General features: G+C 42.2%; 23 protein-coding genes. 16 read left to right on the top strand and 7 right to left on the bottom strand.

Annotated features, from left to right (window positions below; all coding sequences use genetic code 11):
* Window positions 1-2 precede the first annotated feature (2 nt).
* From Q7J63_RS07480 to Q7J63_RS07465, 4 genes are all read left to right on the top strand, one after another.
* Complete coding sequence (locus Q7J63_RS07480) at window positions 3-1,226, top strand: glycoside hydrolase family 57 protein (protein WP_019596294.1); 1,224 nt, start codon at window positions 3-5, stop codon at window positions 1,224-1,226.
* A 99-nt stretch (window positions 1,227-1,325) separates the two neighbouring features.
* Window positions 1,326-1,754 carry a hypothetical protein gene (locus Q7J63_RS07475; RefSeq protein WP_304885100.1) on the top strand — a complete coding sequence of 143 codons (429 nt, stop codon included), beginning with the start codon at window positions 1,326-1,328 and terminating at the stop codon, window positions 1,752-1,754.
* A 20-nt stretch (window positions 1,755-1,774) separates the two neighbouring features.
* Window positions 1,775-2,044 carry a hypothetical protein gene (locus Q7J63_RS07470; protein ID WP_304885099.1) on the top strand — a complete coding sequence of 90 codons (270 nt, stop codon included), beginning with the start codon at window positions 1,775-1,777 and terminating at the stop codon, window positions 2,042-2,044.
* A gap of 3 nt (window positions 2,045-2,047) precedes the next feature.
* A complete protein-coding gene (locus tag Q7J63_RS07465) occupies window positions 2,048-2,872 on the top strand; it encodes a Cof-type HAD-IIB family hydrolase (RefSeq protein WP_304885098.1) in 825 nt (274 codons plus the stop codon).
* 57 nt (window positions 2,873-2,929) lie between these two features.
* Here the strand turns inward: Q7J63_RS07465 and Q7J63_RS07460 are convergent, their stop codons facing one another.
* Window positions 2,930-3,610, bottom strand: coding sequence for a DUF2461 domain-containing protein (locus Q7J63_RS07460; RefSeq protein WP_304885096.1), 681 nt, complete (start codon window positions 3,608-3,610; stop codon window positions 2,930-2,932).
* A gap of 332 nt (window positions 3,611-3,942) precedes the next feature.
* On the opposite strand from Q7J63_RS07460, the gene Q7J63_RS07455 reads away from it, so the two are divergent.
* The 8 genes from Q7J63_RS07455 (at window position 3,943) to Q7J63_RS07420 (ending at window position 13,286) form a co-directional block, all read left to right on the top strand.
* Window positions 3,943-4,983, top strand: a complete 1,041-nt coding sequence (locus Q7J63_RS07455; RefSeq protein WP_304885094.1) for a quinone-dependent dihydroorotate dehydrogenase — start codon at window positions 3,943-3,945, stop codon at window positions 4,981-4,983.
* Window positions 4,984-5,047: 64 nt separating this feature from the next.
* Window positions 5,048-7,534, top strand: coding sequence for a DNA translocase FtsK (locus tag Q7J63_RS07450; RefSeq protein WP_304885093.1), 2,487 nt, complete (start codon window positions 5,048-5,050; stop codon window positions 7,532-7,534).
* Between the two features lie 42 nt (window positions 7,535-7,576).
* Window positions 7,577-8,230, top strand: a complete 654-nt coding sequence (locus Q7J63_RS07445; protein WP_304885091.1) for an outer membrane lipoprotein carrier protein LolA — start codon at window positions 7,577-7,579, stop codon at window positions 8,228-8,230.
* 62 nt (window positions 8,231-8,292) lie between these two features.
* Window positions 8,293-9,111 carry an orotidine-5'-phosphate decarboxylase gene (gene pyrF / locus Q7J63_RS07440; protein WP_019596302.1) on the top strand — a complete coding sequence of 273 codons (819 nt, stop codon included), beginning with the start codon at window positions 8,293-8,295 and terminating at the stop codon, window positions 9,109-9,111.
* Window positions 9,112-9,373: 262 nt separating this feature from the next.
* Window positions 9,374-10,669, top strand: a complete 1,296-nt coding sequence (locus tag Q7J63_RS07435) for a DUF2851 family protein (protein ID WP_304885088.1) — start codon at window positions 9,374-9,376, stop codon at window positions 10,667-10,669.
* 56 nt (window positions 10,670-10,725) lie between these two features.
* Window positions 10,726-11,364, top strand: coding sequence for an acetyltransferase (locus Q7J63_RS07430; RefSeq protein ID WP_019596305.1), 639 nt, complete (start codon window positions 10,726-10,728; stop codon window positions 11,362-11,364).
* 76 nt (window positions 11,365-11,440) lie between these two features.
* Window positions 11,441-12,427, top strand: coding sequence for a rhodanese-related sulfurtransferase (locus tag Q7J63_RS07425; protein ID WP_304885086.1), 987 nt, complete (start codon window positions 11,441-11,443; stop codon window positions 12,425-12,427).
* Window positions 12,417-13,286 (top strand): nucleoside phosphorylase, encoded by an 870-nt coding sequence (locus Q7J63_RS07420; protein ID WP_304885084.1) that lies wholly within the window; start codon window positions 12,417-12,419, stop codon window positions 13,284-13,286. Before Q7J63_RS07425 ends, Q7J63_RS07420 begins: the two co-directional genes overlap by 11 nt.
* Window positions 13,287-13,310: 24 nt before the next feature.
* Here Q7J63_RS07420 and Q7J63_RS07415 read toward each other — a convergent pair whose 3' ends face one another.
* The 3 genes from Q7J63_RS07415 to Q7J63_RS07405 all read right to left on the bottom strand — a co-directional run bounded on the left by Q7J63_RS07415 (window position 13,311) and on the right by Q7J63_RS07405 (window position 16,357).
* Window positions 13,311-13,586 carry a hypothetical protein gene (locus Q7J63_RS07415; protein WP_033405051.1) on the bottom strand — a complete coding sequence of 92 codons (276 nt, stop codon included), beginning with the start codon at window positions 13,584-13,586 and terminating at the stop codon, window positions 13,311-13,313.
* Between the two features lie 103 nt (window positions 13,587-13,689).
* On the bottom strand, window positions 13,690-14,313 hold the full coding sequence (locus Q7J63_RS07410; RefSeq protein ID WP_304885080.1) for a response regulator transcription factor: 624 nt from the start codon (window positions 14,311-14,313) through the stop codon (window positions 13,690-13,692).
* Between the two features lies 1 nt (window position 14,314).
* Window positions 14,315-16,357, bottom strand: coding sequence for a sensor histidine kinase (locus Q7J63_RS07405; protein ID WP_304885078.1), 2,043 nt, complete (start codon window positions 16,355-16,357; stop codon window positions 14,315-14,317).
* Between the two features lie 360 nt (window positions 16,358-16,717).
* Between Q7J63_RS07405 and Q7J63_RS07400 the strand changes: the two genes are divergently transcribed.
* Together Q7J63_RS07400 and Q7J63_RS07395 are read left to right on the top strand one after the other, a co-directional pair.
* Entirely contained in the window at window positions 16,718-19,153 is a 2,436-nt protein-coding gene (locus tag Q7J63_RS07400) for an outer membrane beta-barrel family protein (RefSeq protein ID WP_304885076.1), read from the top strand.
* Window positions 19,154-19,427: 274 nt separating this feature from the next.
* Complete coding sequence (locus Q7J63_RS07395) at window positions 19,428-20,150, top strand: DNA alkylation repair protein (RefSeq protein WP_304885074.1); 723 nt, start codon at window positions 19,428-19,430, stop codon at window positions 20,148-20,150.
* Between the two features lie 60 nt (window positions 20,151-20,210).
* Here Q7J63_RS07395 and Q7J63_RS07390 read toward each other — a convergent pair whose 3' ends face one another.
* Window positions 20,211-22,103, bottom strand: a complete 1,893-nt coding sequence (locus Q7J63_RS07390; protein ID WP_304885072.1) for an ABC-F family ATP-binding cassette domain-containing protein — start codon at window positions 22,101-22,103, stop codon at window positions 20,211-20,213.
* Window positions 22,104-22,313: 210 nt separating this feature from the next.
* Complete coding sequence (locus Q7J63_RS07385; protein WP_304885070.1) at window positions 22,314-22,631, bottom strand: hypothetical protein; 318 nt, start codon at window positions 22,629-22,631, stop codon at window positions 22,314-22,316.
* Window positions 22,632-22,665: 34 nt separating this feature from the next.
* Here Q7J63_RS07385 and Q7J63_RS07380 point away from each other — a divergent pair, with 34 nt between their 5' ends.
* Window positions 22,666-23,328 carry a hypothetical protein gene (locus Q7J63_RS07380; RefSeq protein ID WP_019596316.1) on the top strand — a complete coding sequence of 221 codons (663 nt, stop codon included), beginning with the start codon at window positions 22,666-22,668 and terminating at the stop codon, window positions 23,326-23,328.
* A gap of 1 nt (window position 23,329) precedes the next feature.
* On the opposite strand, the gene Q7J63_RS07375 is transcribed toward Q7J63_RS07380, so the two are convergent.
* Window positions 23,330-25,120 carry an ABC transporter ATP-binding protein gene (locus tag Q7J63_RS07375; protein WP_019596317.1) on the bottom strand — a complete coding sequence of 597 codons (1,791 nt, stop codon included), beginning with the start codon at window positions 25,118-25,120 and terminating at the stop codon, window positions 23,330-23,332.
* A 146-nt stretch (window positions 25,121-25,266) separates the two neighbouring features.
* Here Q7J63_RS07375 and Q7J63_RS07370 point away from each other — a divergent pair, with 146 nt between their 5' ends.
* Window positions 25,267-26,367 (top strand): Glu/Leu/Phe/Val dehydrogenase dimerization domain-containing protein, encoded by a 1,101-nt coding sequence (locus Q7J63_RS07370; protein WP_304885068.1) that lies wholly within the window; start codon window positions 25,267-25,269, stop codon window positions 26,365-26,367.
* Window positions 26,368-26,382: the final 15 nt, after the last annotated feature.

Below are 26,382 nucleotides of genomic sequence, written 5' to 3'. Positions count from 1 at the left end.
CCATGAGAACAATTTGTTTTTATTTCCAGGTACACCAGCCATTCAGAATTAAGCCCTATCGATTTTTTGACATCGGAGAGGACCACCATTATTGGGATGATTATAGCAACCGAAGCATCATGAGAAAAGTAGCCCAAAAATGCTACATCCCCATGAATAACCTTTTGTTGGAAATGATACATAAATACAACGGAGCATTTAAAGTGAGTTTTTCCATTTCGGGGACCTGCCTTGACCAATTGGAAGCTTATGCACCTGAAGTGCTCGAAAGTTTCCAAAGACTCGTTGCAACCGGACATGTGGAACTCTTGAATGAAACAGATGGCCATGCCCTTTGTTCTTTGAAAAGTAAAAATGAATTCCATAACATGGTGAAAAGCCACCAAGAAAAAATCAAGAGGCTTTTTCATGGCTATCAGCCAAAAGTATTTAGAAATACCGAACTGATCTACTCCGATAACATCGGGGAAATGGTGGCAGAATTGGGCTATGATGGGATTTTGACTGAAGGAGCAAAACACGTTTTGGGATGGAAAAGTCCAAATTACGTGTATCAAAACTCCAAAAACCCCAACCTTAAAGTTCTGTTGAAAAATTTTCAATTGAGTGATGATATCGCATTCCGTTTTGGAAATAGAACTTGGGCAGATTATCCGCTTACCACAGACAAGTTTGTGAATTGGATCAACGCTATTCCACAGGAAGAAGAAGTGCTCAACCTGTTTATGGATTATGAAACCTTCGGAGAACATCAGTGGGCTGAAACGGGGATTTTTGAATTTATGCGCAGTCTACCCGATGCGGTTTTCAAACATACCAATTTCAACTTCTCCACGCCTACAGAAATCCTCAAGGGGGCCAGAACGGTTGGTAAAATCAGCGTTCCCACTCCCATTTCCTGGGCAGACGAAGAAAGAGACCTTACCGCATGGTTGGGAAATGATCTCCAGGATGAGGCATTTGCAAAACTCTATGAATTGGAGGATCAGGTGAATGCGATTGACGATGCGGAAATCCAAAGGGATTGGAAATATCTACAAACCTCGGATCATTTCTATTATATGTGTACCAAGTTTTTCTCTGATGGAGATATCCACTCTTATTTTAGCCCATACGAAACCCCTTATGAAGCATTTATAAACTATATGAATGTGTTAAGTGATTTTATTTTGAGGCTGAAAGAAAAAACTGCCGCATTGCCGAAGGCCAAGAAAAAGAAAATTTGAAGCGCTTCAATTTCAGACTAGAAATTTAAAAAGAGAAAAAGAAAAAGGACTTGATTTTCTCAAGTCCTTTTTCTTTTTAAATTTATCCCAAACCATTCAATGATGAAAAAGTCCCATCTTCTTTTGTTTATCAGTTTGACTTTCTTGTTTTTTTCCTGCGATGGGGAAAGTGTGATGAAGGGGATGTTTTGGGGATTCAATAAAATGATGGGAGACGGCATTATGCCTTCTCCCGAAATCCTCGAATTGGGCGCATTTGAAAGGGCCGAAGTAAATATTTCCAAGACAACTGCCGATGGTGAAAATGAGAATTTCATTGAAGTTCGGCTTTTCAACGGAAAAAGTGAGGCCTTGGCGTTCAATCAGGAAAATACGGCGAGAATGTGTGCGGAAATCTACGCAAAGGGCTATTCAAAAATTGAAGATTTCGATACCATCAATATTTTGTTTGTCCAATCTGACCCTTTTGACCAAGAAAACGTGGCAATGACCTCATACATTTTTCGTGTACAGGATATTTTGGAATAAACCTTTAACCAAAACACAATATGGACTTCAATCAAGAATTCAAGCATCCCCCAATCAATACAGGTGACTGGTTTCTGACCATCCTGATCAGCAATATTCCTTTGATCGGGTTGATCATGCTGGTGGTTTGGGCAGTGGACAAAGAAAACAATCCAAACAAGTCAAACTGGGCCAAAGCAAAACTGATCTGGTATTTGGTGGGTTTTGGATTTGCAATGATGGTTTTGTTTTTCGTGGGATTTGGCGCATTTCTTGGATTTTTCAATAATTTTGGCGCAAACGAATTTTAGAGAATGAACATTAAAGCCATCTGTACAGATATTGACGGGACCTTGTTGAACAAAGATCGGGTCCTTTCCCCGCGACTGCTCAGGGCGATTGCCAAGCTTCCACCGGATTTCCCCATTATCCTTGCTTCTTCCCGAATGCCAGCCGCGATGCGGCATTTATTGGCAGACATGGGGAGATCAGGAAGTCCATTGATTTCCTACAATGGGGGCTATATCATCGATGATCTTGCCGATACTGATAGGGTATTGGACAATGTTGACATAGATTTGGATCTTTGCGAGCAACTGACTTGGCTGGGGAAAAATACTGAGATCCATTTCAGCCTGTATCATGGTGAAGAATGGTACGAGCCCCAGTATGATTTCTGGGCGGAAAGAGAGGCGGTAAATACCAAAGTTCAACCCGTGATCAAGTCGGCTGAAAAAGTTTTTTCCAAATGGAAATCTGAATCTAAAGGTGCACACAAAGTAATGTGCATGGGGTCCGCAGCCGAAATCGATCATTTTTACCACCAAGCACTCGAAAAAATGGGTGACCATCTTCACCTTTACCGCTCCAAAGATACCTACATCGAAATCGCCCCCAAAAGTATCTCCAAGGCAAGTGCGTTGGGATTGCTATTGGAAAAGAAATATGACATCAGAATGGAGGAAGTGATGGCCTTTGGTGACAATTACAACGATATCGAACTCTTGCAACAAGTGGGGTTGGGAGTGGCTGTGGCCAATGCCCGTGAGGAAGTCAAAGCCGTAGCCAATGAGATATCAGCTTCCAATAAGGAGGAAGGCGTGGCGCTGATGATCGAGAAATATTTAACAGGAGAATAAAACCCCTCCTCAAAAGGAAACTGGATTCATTGGCAAACCTTTCAATTCTAAGGCCGATTACAGAATCCCTTCACCACTTTCTGCATCCTCCACTGCCTTTGTTAAAAAATCCTGTAAGGGCTTCATGAGTCGAAAGGACTCCACCGCAGTCTTTTTGAATGCACCTGATGCAATTTCTTTATCCGGAATTGGGCTAGAGGCAATAAAGCTTTTGAACCGAAGAAGTTCGATGTATTGATGATCGGAATCATAGCCTTTGGGACTGGTTTTCAGCTTTTCGCCTTCGATCCCCCCAAATTTTTTCTGAAAAGCTGGGTTTTGAATGATCTCTTGAAGCTGACCACCTGAGTAATCGATCTCCTGTCTGATTTTCTTGATCACATCCCCTTGTGGCATCCAAATCCCTCCAGCGGCAAAAGTCCCGTTGGGTTGGACATGTAAATAATAACCCGGCCCATCTGATTTTTTTCCACCCACTGCGAAATATGCCGCAAAATTGGTTTTGTAGGGCTGTTTGTTGGCCGAAAAGCGGATGTCTCTGTTTTGGCGAAAAATGCAATCCTTGGGTTGAAAACCAGTAAGACCCGGTTCCCACTCCGTGATCGCTTTGAGCATTTCCCCGACATCTTCCAAAAACATTGCCCTGACTTCCAAATACCAAGCACGATTGGCATCCATCCATTCTTTGTGATTGTTTTCGGAAAGTGCTTTTAAAAAGGGGAGATAGGATTGGCTCATGATTGTAATGGAATGTGGGTTCTTTTAATTTCTTACAAGTAAAACAAAAATTAAAAAAAAGGTTCTCAACTTTTTGAAAAGTATTGCTCTTTAATTTTTTTCGACTTCTTCTTATGGGGAAGTCAAATGCATGAAAACTTCAAGAATTAACCCTGTGAGCAGGGATGCGCAAGGGAATCACCCTCAATTATCATCTTTTTCTTTGTTTTTTTTGGGTTTAGAAGAATTCAAATATCCATCGCACCTAGCATTTTGAAAATCCTGTCTCTTTTTTTGAAATCATTTTTCAATATAAAGCCTTAATTTAGCGATTCAGAAACCTCCACCTGCCCGTGTACAAATCCATCCTCAAACCAATCCTGTTTCTCAAAAATCCAGAAGATGCCCACCATTTTACTTTTGCCTGGATCAAGAGGACATTCAACCTTCCATTGCTAAAATCGATGGTCAAAGGGGTTTTTGCTTATGAGAACCCAGTTTTGGAAAGGGAAGTTTTTGGTCTGAAATTCAAAAACCCAGTAGGATTGGCGGCTGGTTTTGACAAGGATGGGAAACTGATCGATGAGATGGCCATGTTGGGTTTTGGCTTCATCGAAATCGGCACGCTCACACCAGTAGCCCAAGAGGGAAATCCCCAACCCAGGCTTTTTCGATTGCCAGAGGACGAGGCCTTGATCAATCGCATGGGTTTCAACAATGGTGGTGTCAAAGAAGCTGTGGAACGATTGAAAAAAAGAAAATCAGATGTTTTGATCGGAGGCAACATTGGTAAAAACAAAGTCACACCAAACGAAAGTGCCGTGGACGATTACCTGATTTGCTTGGAGGAATTGCATCCTTATGTGGATTATTTTGTAGTGAACGTGAGCTCACCAAACACACCAAACCTCCGTGATCTCCAGGAAAAAGAACCTTTGAAAAAATTATTGTCTGCGGTGAAGTCTGCAAACGACCAAAAAGGAAAACCGAAACCCATTCTTCTGAAAATCGCACCAGACCTAACAAATGGGCAGTTGGATGATATTGTGGAGATCGTCCTTGAGACCAAAATTGATGGTGTCATTGCCACCAACACTACCATCGACCGCAGTCAGCTGAAAACATCCCCTTCAAAAGTTGCGGCTTTTGGTGCCGGAGGAGTCAGTGGAAAGGTATTGGCGAAAAGAAGTACGGAAGTAATTCGTTATCTATCAGAGAAATCCAATAAGGCGTTCCCCATTATTGGTGTCGGCGGGATTTACTCGGCCGAGGACGCCATAGATAAACTGGAGGCGGGAGCATCGCTGATACAGATTTACTCAGGCATGATTTATGAAGGACCTGGACTGATCAAGCGAATCAAGAAAGGCATCGTCCGACATTTAAAAAACTGATGTTTCAGAAATCTGTATATTTCGCTTATCTTCATTTTAATTTGAGATTGACATAAAATAAATCATGGCGTCAACGACACCCAGAACAAATACTTTTAGGAAAAAAACCGAAACCAAATCCAACCCAAAAGAAAAAGGTCCAAGCCGCTTTTCCATTGGATTTATCAAGGACAAGAGGATTCCGCTAGCTTTTGGAATCTTCTTTATTTCTTTGAGCGTATTTTTGATATTCGCCTTCATCAGTTATCTGTTTTCCGGCAAAGCCGACCAAAGTGTAATCCTTTCCAATGGGGAGGAGGGTATCAGAAGCACTGCAAGTGAGGCCAGAAATTGGCTGGGATATTTTGGTGCCCAAAGTGCCGATTTGTTTATCCGAAGATGGTTTGGTTTGGCTGCCTTTTTATTTCCGCCCTTTCTTTTTTTCCTTGGCGTTAAATTGGCCATCAAAAAATCACTGATTTCCCTTACCCGCTATAGTGTATTTGTTATTTTTTTTACTTTCTGGATCGGTTTGCTCACCGGATATATTGTTCAATTGGTGGAGGGGTCCAGCATGCTGAGTCAGCTCAGTGGTGGATTTGGCTTTGAATTGGGTTTGCTCGCCAGCGAATTCCTTGGGTGGGGAACATTTATTGTCATTGGAGGCTCCCTGTTGATATTTGTGGTATTCTTCTTCAATATCGACCAATTGAGTTGGTCCGGAACAGCGCCAAAAGCTGATGAAAAAGAACCCCAAAAATCAAAACCTGCCATTGCCTCGGCAATTGATTTGGAGGAATCCAATATGGAAGCAGATCTAGAGGACCTGGAAGATTTGGAGGATTTGGAAGAGGAGGAATTGGCTCTCGACGAAGATGGCAGTTCGTGGACGATCAAAGGTGAGCCAAAGGAAACCAAAAAGCCTACAGTAGAACCAGCCTTTAACATCGAGCGGACCGATCACCTCCAAGAGGAGCCTATGATGGCTTCGGCAGCAGAGGAGAAAAGGTTTACGGTGAACAAAGCTCCCGGTGAAGAAAAAACGGTCACAGAGGTTGAAAACCTTGATCCCTATGATCCCACTCTGGAGCTACCCAAATATCAGTATCCGACTTTGGACCTTTTGAATGACTATGATTTGCAAAAGGTCACTGTCTCACGTCAGGAGCTCGAGGAAAATAAGAACAAGATCGTGGAGACCCTGGTCAATTTCAAAATTGGTATCCAGGAAATCAAAGCCACCATAGGCCCTACTGTAACCCTTTATGAAATTGTCCCGGATCCAGGGGTGAAAATCTCCAAGATTAAAAATCTTGAGGATGACATCGCGCTAAGTCTTGCAGCACTTGGGATTCGAATCATTGCCCCGATACCGGGAAAAGGAACCATCGGTATTGAGGTTCCCAACAAAAACAGGGAATTGGTGCCTGCCAAATCCGTAATCGGAACGGAAAAGTTTTTGCGAAGTGACAAGGATCTGCCCATAGCCCTGGGAAAAACCATCTCGAATGAGGTATTTGTGATGGATCTGGCCAAAATGCCCCACCTTTTGATGGCTGGAGCAACCGGTCAGGGAAAATCCGTGGGACTCAACATGATCTTGGCATCGCTGATCTACAAAAAGCACCCTTCGCAACTGAAGTTTATCTTGGTCGATCCCAAAAAGGTCGAACTGACGCTATTCAACAAAATTGAACGGCATTTTCTAGCAAAGCTTCCCGGAGCCGAAGAGGCCATCATCACAGACACCAAAAAGGTGATTTACACCTTGAACTCCCTCTGTATTGAGATGGACAACCGGTACGACTTGCTTAAAGATGCAGGTTGCCGAAATATAAAAGAATACAATGCCAAATTCGTCGCCCGAAAGCTAAACCCAGAGAAAAACCACAGGTTTATGCCCTATATTGTTTTGGTCATAGATGAGTTGGCTGATTTGATGATGACAGCCGGCAAAGAAATCGAAGCTCCAATTGCGCGGTTGGCCCAATTGGCAAGGGCTATCGGGATCCACCTCGTGGTGGCTACCCAAAGACCTTCGGTGAATGTCATCACGGGTATTATCAAGGCGAATTTCCCGGCACGATTGTCTTTCAGGGTTACCTCTAAGATCGATAGCCGAACCATTTTGGATGCAGGAGGAGCGGAGCAACTCATAGGCATGGGAGACATGTTGCTGTCCCAAGGTTCTGAAGTCATTCGACTGCAGTGCGCATTTTTGGATACCCCAGAGGTGGAGGCCATCTGTGATTGGATCGGAGAACAAAAAGGATACAGTGATGCCTATCTACTTCCAGAGTTTGTGGGAGAAGAAGGAGATGGAGGCTTGTCCAGTGTCGATTTGAGTGATCGCGATCCCTTGTTTGACGATGCGGCGAGGCTGATTGTCCTGCATCAACAAGGGAGTACTTCACTTATTCAAAGGAAATTGAAATTGGGTTACAACCGTGCAGGAAGGATTGTTGATCAGCTGGAGGCAGCGGGAATTGTCGGCTCATTTGAAGGAAGTAAAGCCCGAGAGGTTTTAATTCAAGACGAAGTCAGTTTGGAACGGTTATTGAATAATTTATAATCGTAATTGCTGTATTGCAGCAATCTAAAAAATTAAAATACCATGCTCAAAAAAATAGCGTTCTCCCTACTGTTTGTTACAGGCTTTTTCTTCAACGGATTCTCCCAACAAGACACAAATGCCAAGGCAATTTTAGATGGGGTTAGCGAAAAATATCAGTCCCTCAAGGGCCTGAAGGCCAGTTTTGAATTCTCTTATTCCCATTCGGGTGACGGTGTGAATCAAACGCAAACAGGGGAAATCGCGGTGAAAGGGGATAAATACAGACTCAAATTACCAGAGCAGGAAATCTTTAACAATGGCAAAACCATTTGGACCTACATTGTTTCGGGAAATTACAAAGAAGTAACGATCAACTATGCCGGAGAAACGGAAGATGAACTCACCCCATCCAGTGTTTACAACATTTACAAAAAAGGATACAATTATCGGTTGATCGGAGAAAAAACCGAAAACGGAAATGTCATCCAAGAAGTAGAGCTTACCGCAATTAATTCGGGGACCCCGTTCAAAAAAGTGATCTTATTTGTGGTTAAAGCCAAAAAAGATCTTGCCGGTTGGGAGATTTATGATGATCAAGGTGGTGTTTTCAAATACCGCTTCAAATCGGTCAATACCCAAGAGAATTTAGCCGACGATTATTTCAACTTCAATCCCAAGCAGTATGGCAAAATCGAGATCATCGATCTGCGTTAATTCTCACGATTTGGAAGCAAAGGGAGTCCAATAATCCTTATTATTGTGAAAATTTCCAAAGAATGGACAAGAAAGCCCTTTTTGCTAAAATCTCCCAAAAATCATCCTTTCTCTGTGTTGGATTGGACACGGATTTGACCAAGATCCCAGAACATCTCCTCAAGGAAAAAGATCCAATATTTGCATTCAACAAGCAGATCATTGACAATACCATCGATCAGGCCGTGGCATACAAGCCGAATACTGCTTTTTACGAAGCCTTGGGTCCTAAAGGATGGGAAAGCCTCCACAAGACTTTGGAATATATCCCAAAGGATGTTTTCACCATTGCTGACGCCAAAAGAGGTGATATAGGAAATACCTCCGGACTCTATGCCAAGGCATTTTTTGAAATGATGGATTTTGACTCCGTCACTGTTGCCCCTTATATGGGAATTGATAGCGTAAAACCCTTTTTGGCATTCGAGGACAAGTGGGTGATTTTGTTGGCCCTAACCTCAAATGAGGGCAGTCAGGATTTTCAAATGTTGGAAACCAAAAACGGGAAGCCATTCTTTCAGGAAGTGATCGAAAAAAGCCAAAAATGGGGAACTCCAGACAACATGATGTATGTCGTCGGAGCGACTCGTGGAGAAAAGATCGCGGAAGTTCGCAAGCTTGTTCCTGACCACTTTTTTTTGGTTCCGGGTGTAGGCGCTCAAGGCGGTAGCTTGGAGGAAGTAGCAAAATTTGGGATGAATTCCAATTGTGGCCTTTTGGTAAATTCCTCCCGAGGAATCATTTATGCCGGTAAGGATAAGGATTTCGGGAAAGCTGCCAAAACAGAAGCCCAAAAGCTTCAAACTGAAATGGAAATCCTTTTGGACAAGTATTGCAAATAATCAAAATGTATAGGAGGGCGATTGAATTCAATTTTTTGGAAACCAAAAGATCACCTTCGCATGATTTAGAAAAATCATTCCAGGGTCAGTTGGTTTTTTTGAAAAGGCCATTTTTCATAAAGGCCAATACTTTTGGGGAGAAATAAATCAAAGACGGACAACTAATTGTGTGGCAGTATTTTATATTTGGGATTTTTATCTTAGATTAAAGTTATCGTTTGTTGTTTTGCTTTTCTCTGATTTTTAAACTGAATTTTTGGATATGGATTTTAATGAAAATTTTCTTCAATTGGTCTGGAAATATCAATATTTCGATAAAAACCAACTGCACACCACCGACAATCAAGCCCTTCAAATCAAGAAAATTGGCTATCATAATTTTTATGAAGGTCCGGATTTTTTGGAAGCCCAAGTTCATTTGCTCGAGGTGGATTATTTTGGGCATGTGGAGGTCCACAGGAAGTCCTCTGATTGGAAAAATCACGATCATGACCTTGACCAAAGGTACAACAGTGTCATCTTACATGTCGTCTGGGAGGATGACAAGCCTATCCAAAGGGCTGATGGAACCTCTATCCCCACCTTTGAGCTCAAGGGAAAGGTATTCCTGGATGTGGTCAGGAATTACGAACTCCTGATTGCGAATCAGGAAGAAATTCTTTGTTCGCAGGGCTTGGAAAAAATAAAACCCATCATTCGATTTTCAATGTTGGAAAAAGCATTGGTGGAGCGTCTCGAAGAAAAATCGGGGAGCATATTGGAAATCTTAAACAAAACCAATCATGATTGGGAGGAAACCGCTTATCGATGGCTTTTTCAGTGTTTTGGTTTCAAAACGAACAGCGGAGCAATGCTGAGACTTGCAGAAAGTGTCCCTTACAAAATTCTTCAAAAACACGGCAACCAACCCTTAGTCCTTCAAGCGATTCTTCTTGGTCAGGCAGATTTGATTCCTGAGGTACCTGCGGATACATATAGCGAGTTTTTGAAAAGCGAATATGGATTTTATCAAAAAAAATATCTGTTCAAAAACAAAATGAGTGAGCAAGAATGGAAAATGATGGGGGTGAGGCCCAGCAATTTCCCAAGCATCCGAATTTCCCAGCTTGCCGAAATCCTTTCCCGAAACCCGAGCTTGTTTTCAAGTATCATTGGCGATAAACAGGATTTTTCAAGTTTCAAAAAATTGTTTTCCATCACCACGCCAGACTATTGGCAACACCATCATCAATTGGGCAAGACCACGGGTAGGGCATTGCCCAAGCAGCTTAGCCCAACGGTGCTGTCACTCCTGACCATCAACTTTATGGTGCCGCTTTGGTACGCCTATGGGAAATATATTCAGGACAGCTCTTGGCAGGAAAAGTGCTTCGATCTACTGCAGGAGGTGGCTGCGGAGGATAATTTCATTATCCGAAAGTATCAGCGACATAACTGGAAACCCCAGAATGCATTTGATGCTCAAGGAATGATTGGGCTTTACAACCATTATTGCAAACCCAGAAAATGTCTCGATTGCAAAATTGGACAAAACCTGTTGAAACCCGATAAAAAATGATTTTTGCTTAAAACCCCAAGAAACCGTACTTTTGCGGTCCAATAAGGAGTAAAAACATGGAAAAACCAGTAATAATTTTAGGCGCCAAAGGCATCGCACATTCAGCGTTGGAGATATTCAATAGCAATAAAGTGGTTGTTTTCGGATTTCTGGATGAAGATCAAAAATTGCATGGGCATGAAATTAACGTGGTCCCGATATTGGGCCATACTGAGGATGATGGTTTTTTGAAATTGATCGGGAAAAAGTGTGAAGCTTTTATTGCGGTGGACGACAACAAATACAGACAGTTTTTGGTGAAAATGCTGAACGAAAAACGAAAAGTGCAGCCCATCAATGCGATCCATGAAACCGCGTACGTGTCCACGGATGCCGAAATCGGACATGGTAATTTCATCAATGCCAAAGTAAATATCGGAGCAGGGACCAAAGTTGGAAGCCATTGTATCATCAATTCAGGAGCCATCATAGATCACGGCGCAACCTTGGGTGATTTCGTCCAAATCGGGGCGGGGGCTATCGTCAATTCCAACGTCATTGTGGAAGAGGATGCATTTATCGGATCCGGTGTGATTCTGGTTTCAGGTGTTACTATCGGCAAAAATGCAAGAGTAGGTGCAGGCTCTGTAGTCATTTCGAGTGTGAAAGCCAATGAAACCGTGTTCGGTAATCCGGCGGTTGCGATCAAAAAGTAAACCATAAATATCCGCTGCCGCCAACAGGCAGAATCATATTCAACCAAAACACCCTGTCTGAAACAGGGCTCTCGTTATGGAAAATAAAAACTACAACATATTACTCTATTATTGCTATGCCGAGATCATAGATCCCGAGGCATACCGAGAAGAACACCATGTCTTCTGTGTTGAAAACAACATTCGCGGCAGGATCATCATTTCCCCAGAGGGGCTGAATGGCACTGTTTCTGGGCTGATTGAAGACTGTGAAAAATACATGGCCTATATTCATGCCGATCCCAGATTCTCCAAAACGGAATTCAAGGTCGATTTTTACGACAAGCATGCATTTGCAAAAATCCATGTCAGGGAGAAACCTGAAATCGTGCACAGCAGCCTCAGGCATCTCGACCCCAATGTCAAAACAGGCAAGCACTTGGAGCCGGCAGACTTTAAGGCGCTCAAAGATGATGATGATGTCGTCATCCTTGATGTACGGTCCAACTATGAGCATGAGCTCGGTAAGTTCAAAAATGCCATCACTTTGGACATGGATAATTTCAGGGAATTCCCCGAAAAAATAAAGGCCCTGGATCACCTCAAAAACAAAAAAATTCTAACGTATTGCACTGGAGGTATAAAATGTGAAAAAGCGTCGGCTTTCTTATTGGAACAGGGATTTCAAGATGTTTATCAACTCCATGGTGGAATTATCAAATACGGTATGGAGGCGGATGGAGAGGATTTTGAAGGCAAATGTTACGTTTTCGATAACCGCTTGGCCGTAGACGTCAATAAAGTCAATCCTACAGTGATTTCCACCTGCCATGTTTGCGGGGATATCTCAGATCGAATGGTCAACTGTGCCAATTCCACCTGCAATATTCACGTCCCCATTTGTGAGAAATGTGGCTGGGAACTCGAAGGCGCATGTTCACCCGAATGCAAAGAAAATCCAGAAAAACGCCCTTACGACGGCACTGGTTATTATCAAAAAAATACAAACGGCTACAATCCCTACAGTGGAGTCTTCCGAAAAGCCGATACAGGCAAACCCAAAGCGATCCAACATGAGCAATAGAATTCCAGAATCCGAATTGATCATCAATCCCGACGGCAGTATTTACCACCTAAACTTGAAGCCAGAGCATCTGGCTTCAACTATTATCACCGTAGGTGACCCCGATAGGGTAGGGAAAGTTTCCCAATATTTTGATGAAATCGAATATACGATGTCCAAAAGGGAATTCGTCACCCATACGGGGAGGTTCCAGGGCAAACGAATGACGGTGATGAGTACCGGTATGGGAACGGACAATATCGAGATTTTTATGACCGAACTGGACGCCTTGGTCAATGTTGATTTCGAAACACGATTTCCTAAAACAAAACATACTGCATTGAATATCATTAGGGTAGGGACTTCGGGCAGCATGCGCAGGGAAATCCCCACGGGAAGTCTTTTGGCTTCAGCCTATGGAATTGGTTTGGACACGTTGATGACTTTTTACCAGACGACCTACAGCCAATCGGAGATAAATTTGGGCGAGGCCATCCAAAAGCTTCTCGGTCTACCTTTTCGCCCCTATTGCGTGCAAGGATCCCAAAAACTGCTCAAGGTTTTGGGAGAAGGGTTGTTGATTGGAAATACTGTGACCTGTCCGGGATTCTTTGGCCCCCAGGGAAGGGAAGTCAGGGCAAAACCAGCTATTCCAGATATCATTGAAAAATTGGGAAGTTTGGATGTTGAAGGCTTCAAGTTGACCAATTTTGAAATGGAAACTGCGGGATATTATGCAATGGGAAGATTATTGGGACATGAAGTTCTGAGTTTGAATGCCATTGTGGCCAATAGGATCACCCATGAATTTGCCAAAGATGCTGATGATATCGTAGAACATTTGATTCAACAAACCATAAAAAAAATGGCGGATTATTGATCCGCCTTTTAAGTTAAATCACCCTTATGCAATAAAACTTCCCGAAAAATGTCTTGAGTCCGGTTTGAGTTGATCCCAATCCTTGTAGTCAATGTTTTCCATCAAATCAATTATTTTTTGAGCACATTCCTGTTTGCAAAGATAAACGCCAAAGAGGGCTCTCTTCTTATTGATCAAAAATATCCTACTGCTTTCGAACAGGCGATTCAAGCTTCCCCATTCGGACAAAATCAAAAGTTCATCCTTATTTTTTATAGTTTGGATAATTTTGTAAGCACCAAAAGTACACGTGATATCCATTTCCATTTATGTTTTGTACTCTTCAAATGTACACAGATGAAAATTTATGCGCCATACGTATTTACACCTATTTTAATGATTTTTTACACCAACAATATGTATTTCAAAAAATTATTTTCTTGTTTTTTTGCGCCCATATGAGAAGAGCATTGTGCTTTTTATCCAATTGCAATTTGTTGATAATATTGCTTCTGTGCTTGTCCACTGTTCTTTCCGCAATGAAGAGTTTTTCTGCAATTTCTTTGGTGGAGGATCCCATCGCAATCAATCTTAAAATCTTGATTTCCGAAGGTGTCAAGTTTCCAGTCAAACGATTCCGATCTTCGGCATCATTCATCAAAAGCTTTTTGCTGAAATAGGATTGTCCCGAGAGGACTTTTTGTATGCAATTCAACAATTCTTCTGTCGCAAATTCCTTTAGCAGATACCCTGAAATATTCAGATTTTTTGCTTCATGGAAGATATAAACTTCTTTGTGGAGTGTCAAAAGGATAATACTCGTGTCCAATTTTTTGTTTTGACAATGTTTGGCGATTTCCAGGCCTGTCATTCCTGGCATTTCAAGGTCTAGGATGGCCAAGTCTGGTTTTAAGGTTTCGATGAGATGCATCGCTTGGACCCCGTTTGGGGCTTCTGCAATGATATTCATTCCATTTTCATTCAAAAACTCCTTCAAACCTTTCAGCAACAGAGGATGATCATCGGCGATTATGATGGTTTGATCCATTTCAATTAGAAAATATAAAGGAAAATATGGTTCCGGTACCTTTTTCTGAATCCACTTTCATGGTCCCTTTGAGCGCAGCGGTTCTTTCTTTTAGGGTTTTAAGCCCCAAACTGTTGAAATCATTGTATTTTTCGGAGAAATCAAAACCAACACCATTGTCTTTGATCGTGATCACAGCCTTTTTCTCCTCTCGCTGGATGGTCACATTGGCAGCGCTAGCCTCTGAATGCTTTAATATGTTGGTAAAGGTTTCCTGCACGATTCTATAAATATGGACTTGATCTTCTTTTGAAAAGAAATCATCAATATTTTCCAGTTCTGAAGCGATAAAAATATCCATTTCACGGTCAATCTTATCAAGAATATTCTGGATGGCGCCGGTGATGCCCAGCTCGTACAATTGAAAGGGGTGCAGTGATCTGGAAATCCCCCTAAGCTCTTCAATGGCTTGATCCAAAAGGCTCGCGGAGGAAGTATCTGGACTCATGGCAACTCTGTTTTTGATCAATAAAAGACTTTGACCCAAGCCGTCGTGCAAATCCTTGGAAATCCTGCGTCTTTCATTCTCTTGGCTGCTGATCAATTCCCTGGAAAAACGCTCCTGAATGCTTCTTCCTTTTTTTGCCGTTCTGAGGTTTTTCCAAAGAAACAGTAGAATGATAATTGCCAAGAAGGCAGTAGTCGAATAGATGATCAAAGTAATTTTCCTACTGGTATCAGCTTGTATTTTTTCGATTTCCTGATTTTTTTTGAGAATTTCCCTTTCCTTTTTCTCGGTCTCATACAAGGTTTGATAATACGCAAAGGTGTTGGCTTTGTTTATCCCAAAAATTGAATCCTTGTAATTTTGATAATATTTTAAAGCCAAGAGAGAACCTCCATTGTCTCCCACCTTTTCCAAAAGATCAGCTTCCAGTTGATGCGCTTCCAAGATAAGATCCATATTGTTGGATTCCATCGCTTTTGTTTTAAATGACCTCGCGAGGGTGATTGCTTTTTGGAGGTTTCCTTTGGTTTTTTCCAAAAGTGCATGAGATTTTGCGAAACTGGGATTGATGAAATTTTCCTCAACTTGTTTTTCTTTGATCAGCTTTTCTGCCGTAGAAAAAAAGAGCTGCTGTTTTTCCAGATCATTTTCAGTCCCGTAATAGTTGGACATGGAGAGGTTGATCAACACTTCCAAGTAGGGGTCAAATCCCTCTTGGGGCAAGCGTTTCATGATTTTGTTCAATAAATCATGTTGCTCCACGAACCTTCCCTGTTTTCTATAATCGTTCGATTGGTTGTACATCACCACCGCCCATTCATTGAAGTCTCCTGATTTCGCATATAGATCGATCAGATTGAGTCTGATTTTCTCGGCTTCGTCGAATATTTCGTATTTGCTGAATAAAATTGACATGCCGTTTTGGACATGATTCACATAGTCGAGATCTCCAAGGTTTTCATAATAAGTGGATGCCAATTGGTAGTCTTTCATGGCATTCAGCATTTTCCCTAGATAGTCCTTGGCTTGTCCCCTAAAGAACAACGCATCAGCGACATAGATCGAATCAGACTTTGAAAAATGAGATATGGAATTGGTGTAAGCCCAAATGGCTGAATCAAATGCCCCTTTAACATAATGGGCCGCACCAAGTTTCAAAAACACATTCCCTCTTACCCTGGATTCAGTCACCTTTTCCACAAACTGCCTGGCATTTTGCATTACCTGGAGGGCATTGTCTTGGTCGAAAGTTTCATCATTATAAAATTGATAGAGCGCTATCGACCAATTTGCAGCGGCATCAAAGTCTTTGGTTTCTTCTGCCAATTTGATTGCCTGCAAATAATGGGATGGCAAAGCATCACTTTGCTTCTCCTTATAGATGAGTGGCAGTATTTGCTTGAGCAACTGCAATTTTTTTGAAGGGATCATTTCACTTTGGAACAAAGTCTCCAATGAATCTTTTTGGGGATTGGCTGAAATTTCTTTTGAAAAAACCAAAAAGAACAAGAATACAATCATGCCAAACCTTTCCTTCCAAATAATACAATCGTTCATTTTTTTATTATCAAAACAATATTTTCTTACCAGCCACTAAGGTATTCAATCTCTCAGGGATTTTGACATGCGCTACCGCTTATCTCAGATAATGAAAGACTTAAACGGTGTCAACTCTATTCATGTATCTACACGCAATTCACGAACTTTATGACTTTCAGTTCGTTATTTAATTGGGTCTTTTTATACTCTGAAACCATAACAAACGAAACACGATCACTTTATTAATTGAAAAAAACCCTTTTCAAAGCATTTAAAATCCAAAGTGCTTCTAATTCAACATAATTTAATTGAAAAAGTTAATTCAAGTAAAGTTTTGTTTGGGCCCAACCAACACATATTTTCCTTAAAAATCTTACTATGAAAATCGTTTTGCCATGTTTATTTTTTATTTTTCTATATTCAGCAGCCTCAGAAGCGTATTCCCAAACGATCACGCTGAAGGGGAAAGTCGTAGATGCAGAAAACTCCCAAGTGATGGAATTTGCCAATATTGCTCTTTTGGTTCCAGGGGATTCTTCCTTGGTGACCGGAGCCATGAGTGATTTGGATGGGACATTCTCCTTCAGTGCCGAGCCGGGAGAATACCTGCTCAGGGTTGGCTTTATAGGTTACGAAAGCAGTTTTAAAATCATTTCACTGGCTGGAGATAAAGAATTGGTGAATCTGGGCAACATCAGACTGCGCACAGATGCAACGAACCTACAAGAGGTGGTTGTAGAAGGCGTTTCATCGATTTTCGAAAGCGACGTGGACAAAAGGACTTATAATGTCGAAAACAGCATCGTGGCAGAAGGAGCAACAGCCGCCGAGCTTTTGGGGACCTTGCCCTCCATCCAAATCGATGAGCAGGGAGGGATTTCAATGCGGGGAAGTGGGGAAGTGATGATCTACATCAATGGCCGGCCTTCCAACCTTTCATCAAGTGAATCCGAGAATATTCTTTCCCAATTTCCAGCAAATAGCATCAAATCTGTGGAATTGATCACTAATCCTTCCTCAAGATATGATGCCGCAGGAGTAGGTGGCATTATCAATATCATCCTTAAAAAGAATCAGAACCTCGGATTCAATGGTCAGGTAAATGCCTCGGTTGGAACCAGAGATAAATATCAGTCAGGGCTGAACCTGAACTATGCAACCGAAAAAGTCAATTATTATGCCTCCTATAATTTTCAGGACCGAAGGAGATTTAGACTGGGAGAGAGTTTGAGGGAAAATTTTGTCCCTGGATTTTCGAGATTCCTGGAGCAGGAAGATGATGAATTGGAGAGAAGAAAAACTTCCCTCATCCGAGGGGGATTGGATTACAACATCAATGACAATTTGGTTTTTGGCTTTTATGCGCAGGCAAATCTCAACCAAGAGACCGAAAATGAATCCACCAATCAAAGAAATTTCAACGTTCGGAATCAAATAGACAGCCTTTTTGTAAGGGATAGATCAGAAAGAAGCAATAGCAACAATTTTGAATCCGGTGTCAATCTGACTTGGAACCTGGATTCACTCGGACAGCGATTGTATACTTCATTTTCCTACGCCTATGACCAAAGGGATCAAATACAGAACACGTCACAGTCCTTTTTCAATTCCGAGAATGAGTTTGTCCCAGCAAATGGATTGACACAAATGGAAGAGAGTCCAAGGGAAAGTACTTTTTCCCTATTTCAATTGGATTATGAAAAACCATTGGGCGAGAATAGCAAGATTGAGGCGGGATTGAAGGGGACTTTCGGTTCCTGGGACAGGTCACAGGTATTTGCCCAAGGTGATCAAAACACCAATTTTTCTCCTACGCCAATTGACTCCTTGAATGACACCTACTCGTTCCATGAGGATGTGTATGCTTCTTATTTTATTTTTAGAAGCAAAATCAACAAATTTGGCTATCAGGCAGGATTGAGGGCCGAATACACAGAAACTCTGGGGGAGTTGGCCAGTAGTGGTGAAAAAATTGTAAACAATTACTTCAATATATTTCCCAGTGTGTACACCACGTATAACTTAGGTCAAGAGGAGGAAATTTCCCTGAATTACAGCAGGAGGATCTCCAGGCCGGGAATCTGGTCCTTGTCACCAATCTATAATCTTCGGGATCAACTCAATTTTTCCATCGGGAATCCTTATCTGCAACCGGAGTACACAGACAGCTACGAAATGGGCTATATGAAAGGCTGGAGCAAATACCTGCTGAACGCCACGGTGTACCACCGGTATTCCACCAATGTCCAAACCAGGATCACTACCTTGCTAGACAATAATATTACCGTGCAGAGTAGGGAAAATGCAAATGTCAGGAAAAGCACTGGTCTTGAATTGGTGAATCAAATCGGGGTGACAGATTGGTTTGACATCGCCTTGACTGGGAATTTCTTTTATTCTGAAATCTTCGGAGACAATCTTGGAGAAGGTTTCAACAATTCCAATTTCAGCTGGACGGTGAATCTTTTGACAAGCATGGCGATACCCAATCTTTTTAGCGTTCAGCTGCAGGGCAATTACCGTGGACCCATTGTGCTTCCACAAGGTGAAATTGAACCGCTGTGGGGGTTGAATATCGGTTTGAGGAAAGATGTCATGGCAAAAAGAGGAACGATAAGCCTAAACGTGAGCGATATTTTCAACACCCAAGTTTTCAAAATCAAAACGCAGGATGCCAGATTTATCTCTGATAGGGCTTTTGACCGTGAAACCAGGATCGGAACGATCGCCTTTACCTATCGCTTTGGTGGATTCAGGGACAAAAGCAAAAAAGAAGGGGATAGGGATGGGATGGGAGAAGATATGGATTTTTAAGAGCAAACGTCCTCTATTCGGGAAAAGCCCATTAAAAGTTTGATGCTTTTTATGGGCTTTTCCTTTTTTGAACAAACCCGAAATATGCATTAAGTTTCCAAATGAGGGGGAATTGCAAGAAAATCCCACTGTTTGGAAAAAAGACGAATACCGGCATGGTGAAGTCTAAAGCCGTAGACAAAGACTGATAATTTCGTAATTTAAGTCTAGAATGGAATTGGCATTGCATAAAACGGGTTAAAGAAATCAGCATCAACCGCCTAACTTTATTTCCATGAATGAAAATCACCTCACGGAACAAATTCTTTTGGATCTTCAAGCATTGGCCGACCCAAAAAAAGCCGAATTTTTGCCAAAATTCTTCAAAGTTGGCCCTGGCCAATATGGACAAGGGGATCTTTTTATGGGTGTCACAGTACCCCATCAGCGAAAAATCGCCACCAAATACTGGAAGGAAATCAGCAAGGAAGCCCTGAGCCAACTCCTCCATTCCCCTTACCATGAAGCACGATTGACAGCATTGTTTATGCTGGTGAAAAAATTCGAAAAATCAATAAGTGATACAGAGAAGCAGGACTGGATGGAATTCTACCTGAAACACAGGTCAGGCGTCAACAGTTGGGATCTGGTAGACAGTTCCGCACCAAAAATATTGGGCGCATGGCTTTTTGACAAAAACCGAAGCCTGTTGTTTGATTTTGCGACAACAGGAACCCTCTGGGAAAAACGAATGGCGATGATCAGCACCTTGTATTTCATTAGGAAAATGGATTTTGAGGACACTTTTAAAATTGCCGAAATCCTTCTCCGAGATTCCCATGACCTCATCCACAAAGTTGTCGGCTGGATGATCAGGGAAGTCGGGAACAGGGATAAGGATATTGCATTCGCATTTCTGAAAAAACATTACAAAATCATGCCGCGCACGATGTTGAGGTATGCAATAGAGAAAAATGACCCCGACGTGAGGGAAGCGTTTTTAAAGGGAGCGATCTAAACGCTCCCTTTTGAATATTTCAGTTGGTTTTTTTGGAATTCAATTCAAGAAATTCAACACTCAATCAATCCCTTCCATTTCACTCAACTCCAACCAGCGCAATTCCAATTCTCCTGTGGTAGAATCTATTTCTTTGATTCGGGAAGACCATTCCTGAATTTTTTGGTGGTCATCGATCCCCGAATTCATTTTTTCTACCAAAGCCTCTTTTTCAGCGCCAAGTTTTTCAATTTGCTGACCGATTTCCTCAAATTCCTTCTTTTGCTTAAAAGTGGCTTTGGTTTTACTCGGCGCCTGTTCTGCAACGACTGTTGGCTTGGATTCTTTCTCAGGTTTTTTGTCCTTATCCAAGGCCTTCTGTTCTTTTTCCCATTCTCTGAAATCGGTATAGTTGCCAGGGAAATCCTTGATTACACCTTCTCCTTCAAAAACGAATAGATGCTCCACCAAGCGATCCATGAAATACCGATCATGCGATACGATGATCAGACATCCCGGGAAATCATCCAAAAACTCCTCCAGTGTATTGAGCGTCATGATGTCCAGATCATTGGTCGGCTCATCGAGAATAAGGAAGTTGGGGCTTTTGATCAGCACCATCAGCAACTGAAGCCTTCTTCGCTCACCACCGCTTAATTTGGAAACAGGGGTATGTTGTTGTTTGGGGGGGAAACCGAATTTGTTCAGGAATTGTGCGATCGTGATCGTGCTTCCGCCTGCTACGGTGACGACTTCCGCGACTTCCTTGACCACATCGATAATCCTTTTGCTTTCGTCGAAGGAATCTTCTTCCTGTCGGTAATAGCCAAAAGCAGTGGTCTGCCCAATGGCCACTGTCCCCGAATCAGGTTTCAGTTGGCCTGTGATCATGTTCAAAAACGTTGTTTTTCCGGCACCATTTGGGCCTACAATCCCGATTTTATCGCCCTTTTTGAACGTATAGGAAAAATCCTTAAGGATGGGCTTGTCGTCAAAAGATTTGTTGAGTTTTTCTATTTCGATGATCTTGTTTCCCAAGCGCTGTGAAGTGACGGTCAGCTGAATGTCGCGTTCCTCTCTTTTGGAAAATGCTTTCTCCTTTGTGTCTTCAAAGGCATCCACCCTGTACTTGGCTTTGGTGCTACGGGCTTTTGGTTGCCTTCTGATCCAGTCAAGTTCTTTTTTATAAAGGCTCTTGGCTCTGTCCAATTCTGTCAATTCATTGCCTCTTCTCTCTTCTTTTTTCTCCAAGAAATAGCCGTAGTTTCCTTGATACCTAAAAATCTGTCCATTGTCCAGTTCCAGGATTTCATTGGTGACTTTTTCAAGAAAATACCTATCGTGGGTAACCATGAAAAGGGAAAGGTTCGCTTTGGAAAGATACTCTTCCAGCCATTCGATGGTTTCAAGATCCAGATGATTGGTGGGTTCATCCAGCAATAGCAAATCGGGCTTTTCCAGGATTGCTTTGGCCAAGGCTACTCTTTTTCGCTGTCCACCACTGAGGTTGCCTACGGGCATGGATGTGTCATGGAGGCCTAATTTCCCCATCACTTCATTCACTTGGTATTCAAAATCCCAAGCCTGAAGCCTATCCATTTTCTCAAAAATATCCTGAAGGAGGTCGTTGTTGTCCCTTCCATCCTGGGAGTCCAGCATTGCTTTGTGGTAGTCCTCAATGACCTGCATGGTCTCATTGGTACTTCCATCAAAAATTGTCTTGTAGATACTCAATTCCCCAGTAAACACAGGGTTTTGGTGTACATATGCGATTTTGACTTGCTGATTGATTGCTACTTGGCCCGTATCCGGAACCTCTATCCCCATGATGATTTTCATCAGAGTGGATTTTCCCGCACCATTGATTCCCACCAAAGCAATTTTTTGCCCTTGGTCAATGCCAAAGGAAATGTTTTGAAAAAGTTTACGCTCCCCGAAGGATTTACTTAGATTTTCGACCGACAAATAATTCATGGTGCAAAATTAAGTCTAGTTTCTCGGAATATCCACATGAATGCAAAAATAGATGAAGGGGCTTGCTGGTCAAAGCAGTTCCGAAAGGTTCACGGAATGATTCATTACTCATGGATTGTTGCACAAGTGCCAATACCGCCATCTGCCCATTCTTTTAAATGGGGGGTGTCCATGCCAACGTTATATTTTATATATTCAACGTCAAAAAGATCATTTTTTTTCAAAAAGGGCCTTGATCGCCAATTTAATCTGTTCCAATGCATTCAGAAAATGTTTTTTGGATTCTTGAAGATTGGGCTCGATTTCCTCTCTTTTTTCCTGATAAGCTTGTTCCACTTTTTCCTTGGCTTTTTTGAACTCCTCCTCCAAGGTGGTTTTGTTCTCTCGCAGCGCATTGATTTTATTCTCGATCTCCACCTTGGCTTCACCGGTAGCCTCTGCGCCTTTTTCGATTAAATGTTCTATTTTAGTACCGATGTCCTGTAGAATGGATTCTACTTCTTCAAAATTTGATTTTTCTTTGGCCATTGGAGTACATGTTTAATTTAAATACCTTCTAAAAATGTTTTCTAATATAGTAAGTAAGATCCAATCTACCAGTAAGCTCAAGCAGAATTTGTTAGTCCAGGTTACAGACCTTTTCCAACTTCTGGAGCAATCAAGCCTGAATTTGGCCACCAAGCTCACTGCTGCTTGTGGTCCGGAAAACCAAGTCCCACTAAAAGTGGAAAAGATCAATGATTATGAATTTGTATTTCAGGCGGGTGAAGACGTGTTGGTTTTTATACTTCAAAGCAATATCGTCAGGCTGTCGGAGGAAACGTACCTCAGCAAATCAAAATACCTGAAAAGTGATCCAAGTTTGAATTATTTCGGTCAGATTTTGATCTATAATTTTCTGGGCGAAACGATCAAAAATGAACGACTTGATGATCCGGGCTATCTTTTGGGGAGGTTGATGGTCAACCGGGAAAACAAGTTCTTTTTAGAAGGGGACAGGAAAATGGTCTACCATTTCCCCGAATTGCAGGACAATCCTGTAACGGGACAAAAAATGCAGGATTTCGTGGAGTTGTTGGTTTCCGCTGCATTGGACAATGACCTGCTGGCACCAGCCTTTGGCGATATCATGATCATCACCTATCTCCAGAAGCTGGAGCATACCTCAGGTATGGGCCATCCGAAAAAAATCGGCTTTGATTCTTTTGCCAAAAACCGACAATGATTTATCCTTCAATGGATTCGTTGGCGTGTGTTTGTTTTTCATAAAGCTCCGCATAAACACCCTTTTTTTCCATCAGGAAGTCATGTGTCCCTTGTTCCACAACATGGCCGTCGCCTAGGACGATGATTTTGTCTGCGAGTTTGGCAGAAGAAACCCGGTGGGAAATGATGATGGACGTCCTTCCCTTCATGATGATTTTCAGGGCATTCAATATGGAATTTTCCGTTTTGGTATCCACTGCTGACAAACAGTCATCCAAAAGTAATATCCGGGGTTCTTTGGCAATTGCCCTTGCGATGGAAACTCTTTGCTTTTGTCCTCCCGACAAGGTCATGCCCCTTTCTCCAAGCCTGGTTTCGAAACCTAGGGGAAAATCCAGAATGTTGTCATACACATCGGCATCTTTTGCGGCTTTCTCGACCAACCCTTCCGGCACAGTGTCCAATCCAAAGGCAATGTTGTTGGCGATGGTATCACTGAAAAGGAATACATCTTGGGGAACAAATCCTATTTGTTTCCTTAAGGAATAAATGTCGTAAGCTTTGATGTCAATATTATCGATCAGAATATCACCTTTGGTAGGATCATACATCCGTAGCAGGAGATTGGCGACGGTGGATTTTCCGGAGCCGGTAGCGCCAATGATGGCCAATGCCTCACCCGCTTTGATCTCAAAATTGACATTGTCCAATGCTTTAATCCCTGAATCGGGATAGACAAAACTCAGGTTTTTGACTTGAATGTCACCTTGGATTTCCCGCTCTAGGTTTTCAAGGCTGACAATGTCGTTCTTCTCATTCAGGAATTCATTGATCCGGGTCTGGGAGGCGGCGGCCCTTTGGATGATACTGGTGACCCAGCCCAAGGCTGTCACCGGCCATGTCAGCATGTTGACATAGAGGATAAATTCTGCGATGACGCCATAGCCAATCGTTCCTTCTATTACCTGGATGCCTCCGATATAAACCGTCAAAATGGTGCTTACCCCAATTAATCCCAAGATCAAAGGGTAGAAAAGCGATTGGACCAGTGTCAACCTTATCGATTTTTCTTTGTATTCCTCACTGGCTTTCTTGAATTCATTGGCACTGTCTTCCTCCCTGACAAAAGCCTTTAAAACACGGATGCCGGAAAATGCTTCCTGTACAAAAGTACTTAAGCCCGAAAGACTCCTTTGTATCTTTTCAGAACGCTCGTTGATCAGGTTGTTGACAAAATAAATGCTCAGCGAAAGAATGGGCAAAGGCAATAGAGAATAGAGTGTCAGCTCGACATTGACCGTCAGCATGTACCCAATGACCAATGGAAATAGCACCACGAGATTGATGCCGTACATGATCGCCGGGCCCAAATACATCCTGACTCTACTTACGTCTTCGGTGATTCTGGCCATCAAGTCGCCAGTGCTGTTTTTCCTATAAAAACTAAGGGGCAATTGCTGGTAATGGGTGAAAATTTCGTTTTTCATGTCAAACTCGATCAGCCTGGACATGATGATGATGGTCTGTCGAATCAAGAAAAGAAAGAAGCCCCTCAAAAGGGCCATCACCAAAATCAAAACCCCAAAAATCAAGATGAATTTCAGGAAGATGGAACGGGCTTCAACACTCAAATCGCCCTCTCCGAACAATTGATAGAAGCTGAAACTCTCCACCACATAATCTATGGCAATTCTGACCAGTTGCGCGGGGATTATTACAAAAATGTTTGAGATGATAGTAAATACTATTCCCAAAAGTAGATAACCCTTATATTTAAGAAGATATTTGTTTAAGCGCCAGAGTGGTTTCACGAAAGAAAAACTTTAAAATCTAATGATTAGTTTCATAATACTCTTTTAAATGCATTAGCAAAGCCCACAGAAAATATATAATTTTGTATCGGTGGTTTTCAACACATCAATCCCAAATATAACACTTTATAAATTTCCAAATTCAAATGGTAGACGTTAATACTACGGAAAAGGTTAAAGAAGGATCTATCTACGGACAGATTACCTCCTTAGGTCACGAGCAATTGGTTATTTGCCATGATGAGCCCACAGGGCTAAAAGCCATCATTGGAATTCACAATACCGTGTTGGGCCCAGCCCTTGGCGGTACTCGGATGTGGAATTATTCCTCTGAAGCGGAGGCCATCACGGATGTCCTTAGGCTTTCAAGAGGAATGACTTTCAAAGCAGCTATTTCAGGGTTGAATTTAGGTGGAGGAAAGGCGGTCATCATCGGTGATCCAAAGCTGAAAAGCGAAGCGTTTTTAAGAAGATTCGGGAGATTTATCCAAAGTTTGGGTGGAAGGTACATCACTGCCGAAGACGTAAACATCAACACCAGGGACATGGAATATGTTTCCATGGAAACAAAATTCGTCACCGGACTGCCTGAAATCAAAGGTGGTGGAGGCGATCCTTCTCCGGTAACTGCCTATGGTACTTATTTGGGGATGAAATCAGCCGCCAAAAAAGCATACGGATCGGATTCATTGATGGGCAAAAAAATTGCCGTGCAAGGAATCGGTCAGGTTGGGAAATACTTGGTGGAGTACCTGATCAAAGAAGGTGCTGAAGTATTCATCACGGATATTTTTGAAGACAAACTCAGGGCGGTAGCGAAAGAAACCGGAGCCACTGTGGTGGACCCCAATCTTATCTACGACATCGACATGGATATCTATGCTCCTTGTGCATTGGGTGCCACCATCAACGACCAGACGATAGAAAGACTGAAATGTCAAGTCATCGCAGGAGCAGCCAACAACCAGCTTCACGAGGAAGAAAAACACGGAAAAATGCTTTTGGAGAAAGGGATTGTTTATGCCCCGGACTTCTTGATCAACGCAGGGGGCTTGATCAATGTGTATGCGGAATATTTGGGTGGATACAATAGGGAATCGACTTACAGACAAGCCGAAAAAATCTATGACACCTGTACTGCCATACTTGACAAATCTGAAAAGGAAAATATACCTGCACAACAAGCAGCCACAGAATTGGCCTGGAATCGTATCCAAGCAATGGGGAATGTGAAACTTCCTTATTAAAAAATTGAATCCCCC

The organism is Rhodonellum sp., from assembly GCF_030656585.1.
Classification (GTDB): Bacteria; Bacteroidota; Bacteroidia; order Cytophagales; family Cyclobacteriaceae; genus Rhodonellum; species Rhodonellum psychrophilum.
This window is presented reverse-complemented; position numbering and strand designations above follow the sequence as displayed.

Coding starts and splice junctions, on each gene's coding strand:
- Q7J63_RS07480 (WP_019596294.1), top strand. CDS start 3: ATGAGAACAATTTGTTTTTATTTCCAGGTACACCAGCCATTCAGAATT.
- Q7J63_RS07475 (WP_304885100.1), top strand. CDS start 1,326: ATGATGAAAAAGTCCCATCTTCTTTTGTTTATCAGTTTGACTTTCTTG.
- Q7J63_RS07470 (WP_304885099.1), top strand. CDS start 1,775: ATGGACTTCAATCAAGAATTCAAGCATCCCCCAATCAATACAGGTGAC.
- Q7J63_RS07465 (WP_304885098.1), top strand. CDS start 2,048: ATGAACATTAAAGCCATCTGTACAGATATTGACGGGACCTTGTTGAAC.
- Q7J63_RS07460 (WP_304885096.1), bottom strand. CDS start 3,610: ATGAGCCAATCCTATCTCCCCTTTTTAAAAGCACTTTCCGAAAACAAT.
- Q7J63_RS07450 (WP_304885093.1), top strand. CDS start 5,048: ATGGCGTCAACGACACCCAGAACAAATACTTTTAGGAAAAAAACCGAA.
- Q7J63_RS07445 (WP_304885091.1), top strand. CDS start 7,577: ATGCTCAAAAAAATAGCGTTCTCCCTACTGTTTGTTACAGGCTTTTTC.
- pyrF (WP_019596302.1), top strand. CDS start 8,293: ATGGACAAGAAAGCCCTTTTTGCTAAAATCTCCCAAAAATCATCCTTT.
- Q7J63_RS07435 (WP_304885088.1), top strand. CDS start 9,374: ATGGATTTTAATGAAAATTTTCTTCAATTGGTCTGGAAATATCAATAT.
- Q7J63_RS07430 (WP_019596305.1), top strand. CDS start 10,726: ATGGAAAAACCAGTAATAATTTTAGGCGCCAAAGGCATCGCACATTCA.
- Q7J63_RS07425 (WP_304885086.1), top strand. CDS start 11,441: ATGGAAAATAAAAACTACAACATATTACTCTATTATTGCTATGCCGAG.
- Q7J63_RS07420 (WP_304885084.1), top strand. CDS start 12,417: ATGAGCAATAGAATTCCAGAATCCGAATTGATCATCAATCCCGACGGC.
- Q7J63_RS07415 (WP_033405051.1), bottom strand. CDS start 13,586: ATGGATATCACGTGTACTTTTGGTGCTTACAAAATTATCCAAACTATA.
- Q7J63_RS07410 (WP_304885080.1), bottom strand. CDS start 14,313: ATGGATCAAACCATCATAATCGCCGATGATCATCCTCTGTTGCTGAAA.
- Q7J63_RS07405 (WP_304885078.1), bottom strand. CDS start 16,357: ATGAACGATTGTATTATTTGGAAGGAAAGGTTTGGCATGATTGTATTC.
- Q7J63_RS07400 (WP_304885076.1), top strand. CDS start 16,718: ATGAAAATCGTTTTGCCATGTTTATTTTTTATTTTTCTATATTCAGCA.
- Q7J63_RS07395 (WP_304885074.1), top strand. CDS start 19,428: ATGAATGAAAATCACCTCACGGAACAAATTCTTTTGGATCTTCAAGCA.
- Q7J63_RS07390 (WP_304885072.1), bottom strand. CDS start 22,103: ATGAATTATTTGTCGGTCGAAAATCTAAGTAAATCCTTCGGGGAGCGT.
- Q7J63_RS07385 (WP_304885070.1), bottom strand. CDS start 22,631: ATGGCCAAAGAAAAATCAAATTTTGAAGAAGTAGAATCCATTCTACAG.
- Q7J63_RS07380 (WP_019596316.1), top strand. CDS start 22,666: ATGTTTTCTAATATAGTAAGTAAGATCCAATCTACCAGTAAGCTCAAG.
- Q7J63_RS07370 (WP_304885068.1), top strand. CDS start 25,267: ATGGTAGACGTTAATACTACGGAAAAGGTTAAAGAAGGATCTATCTAC.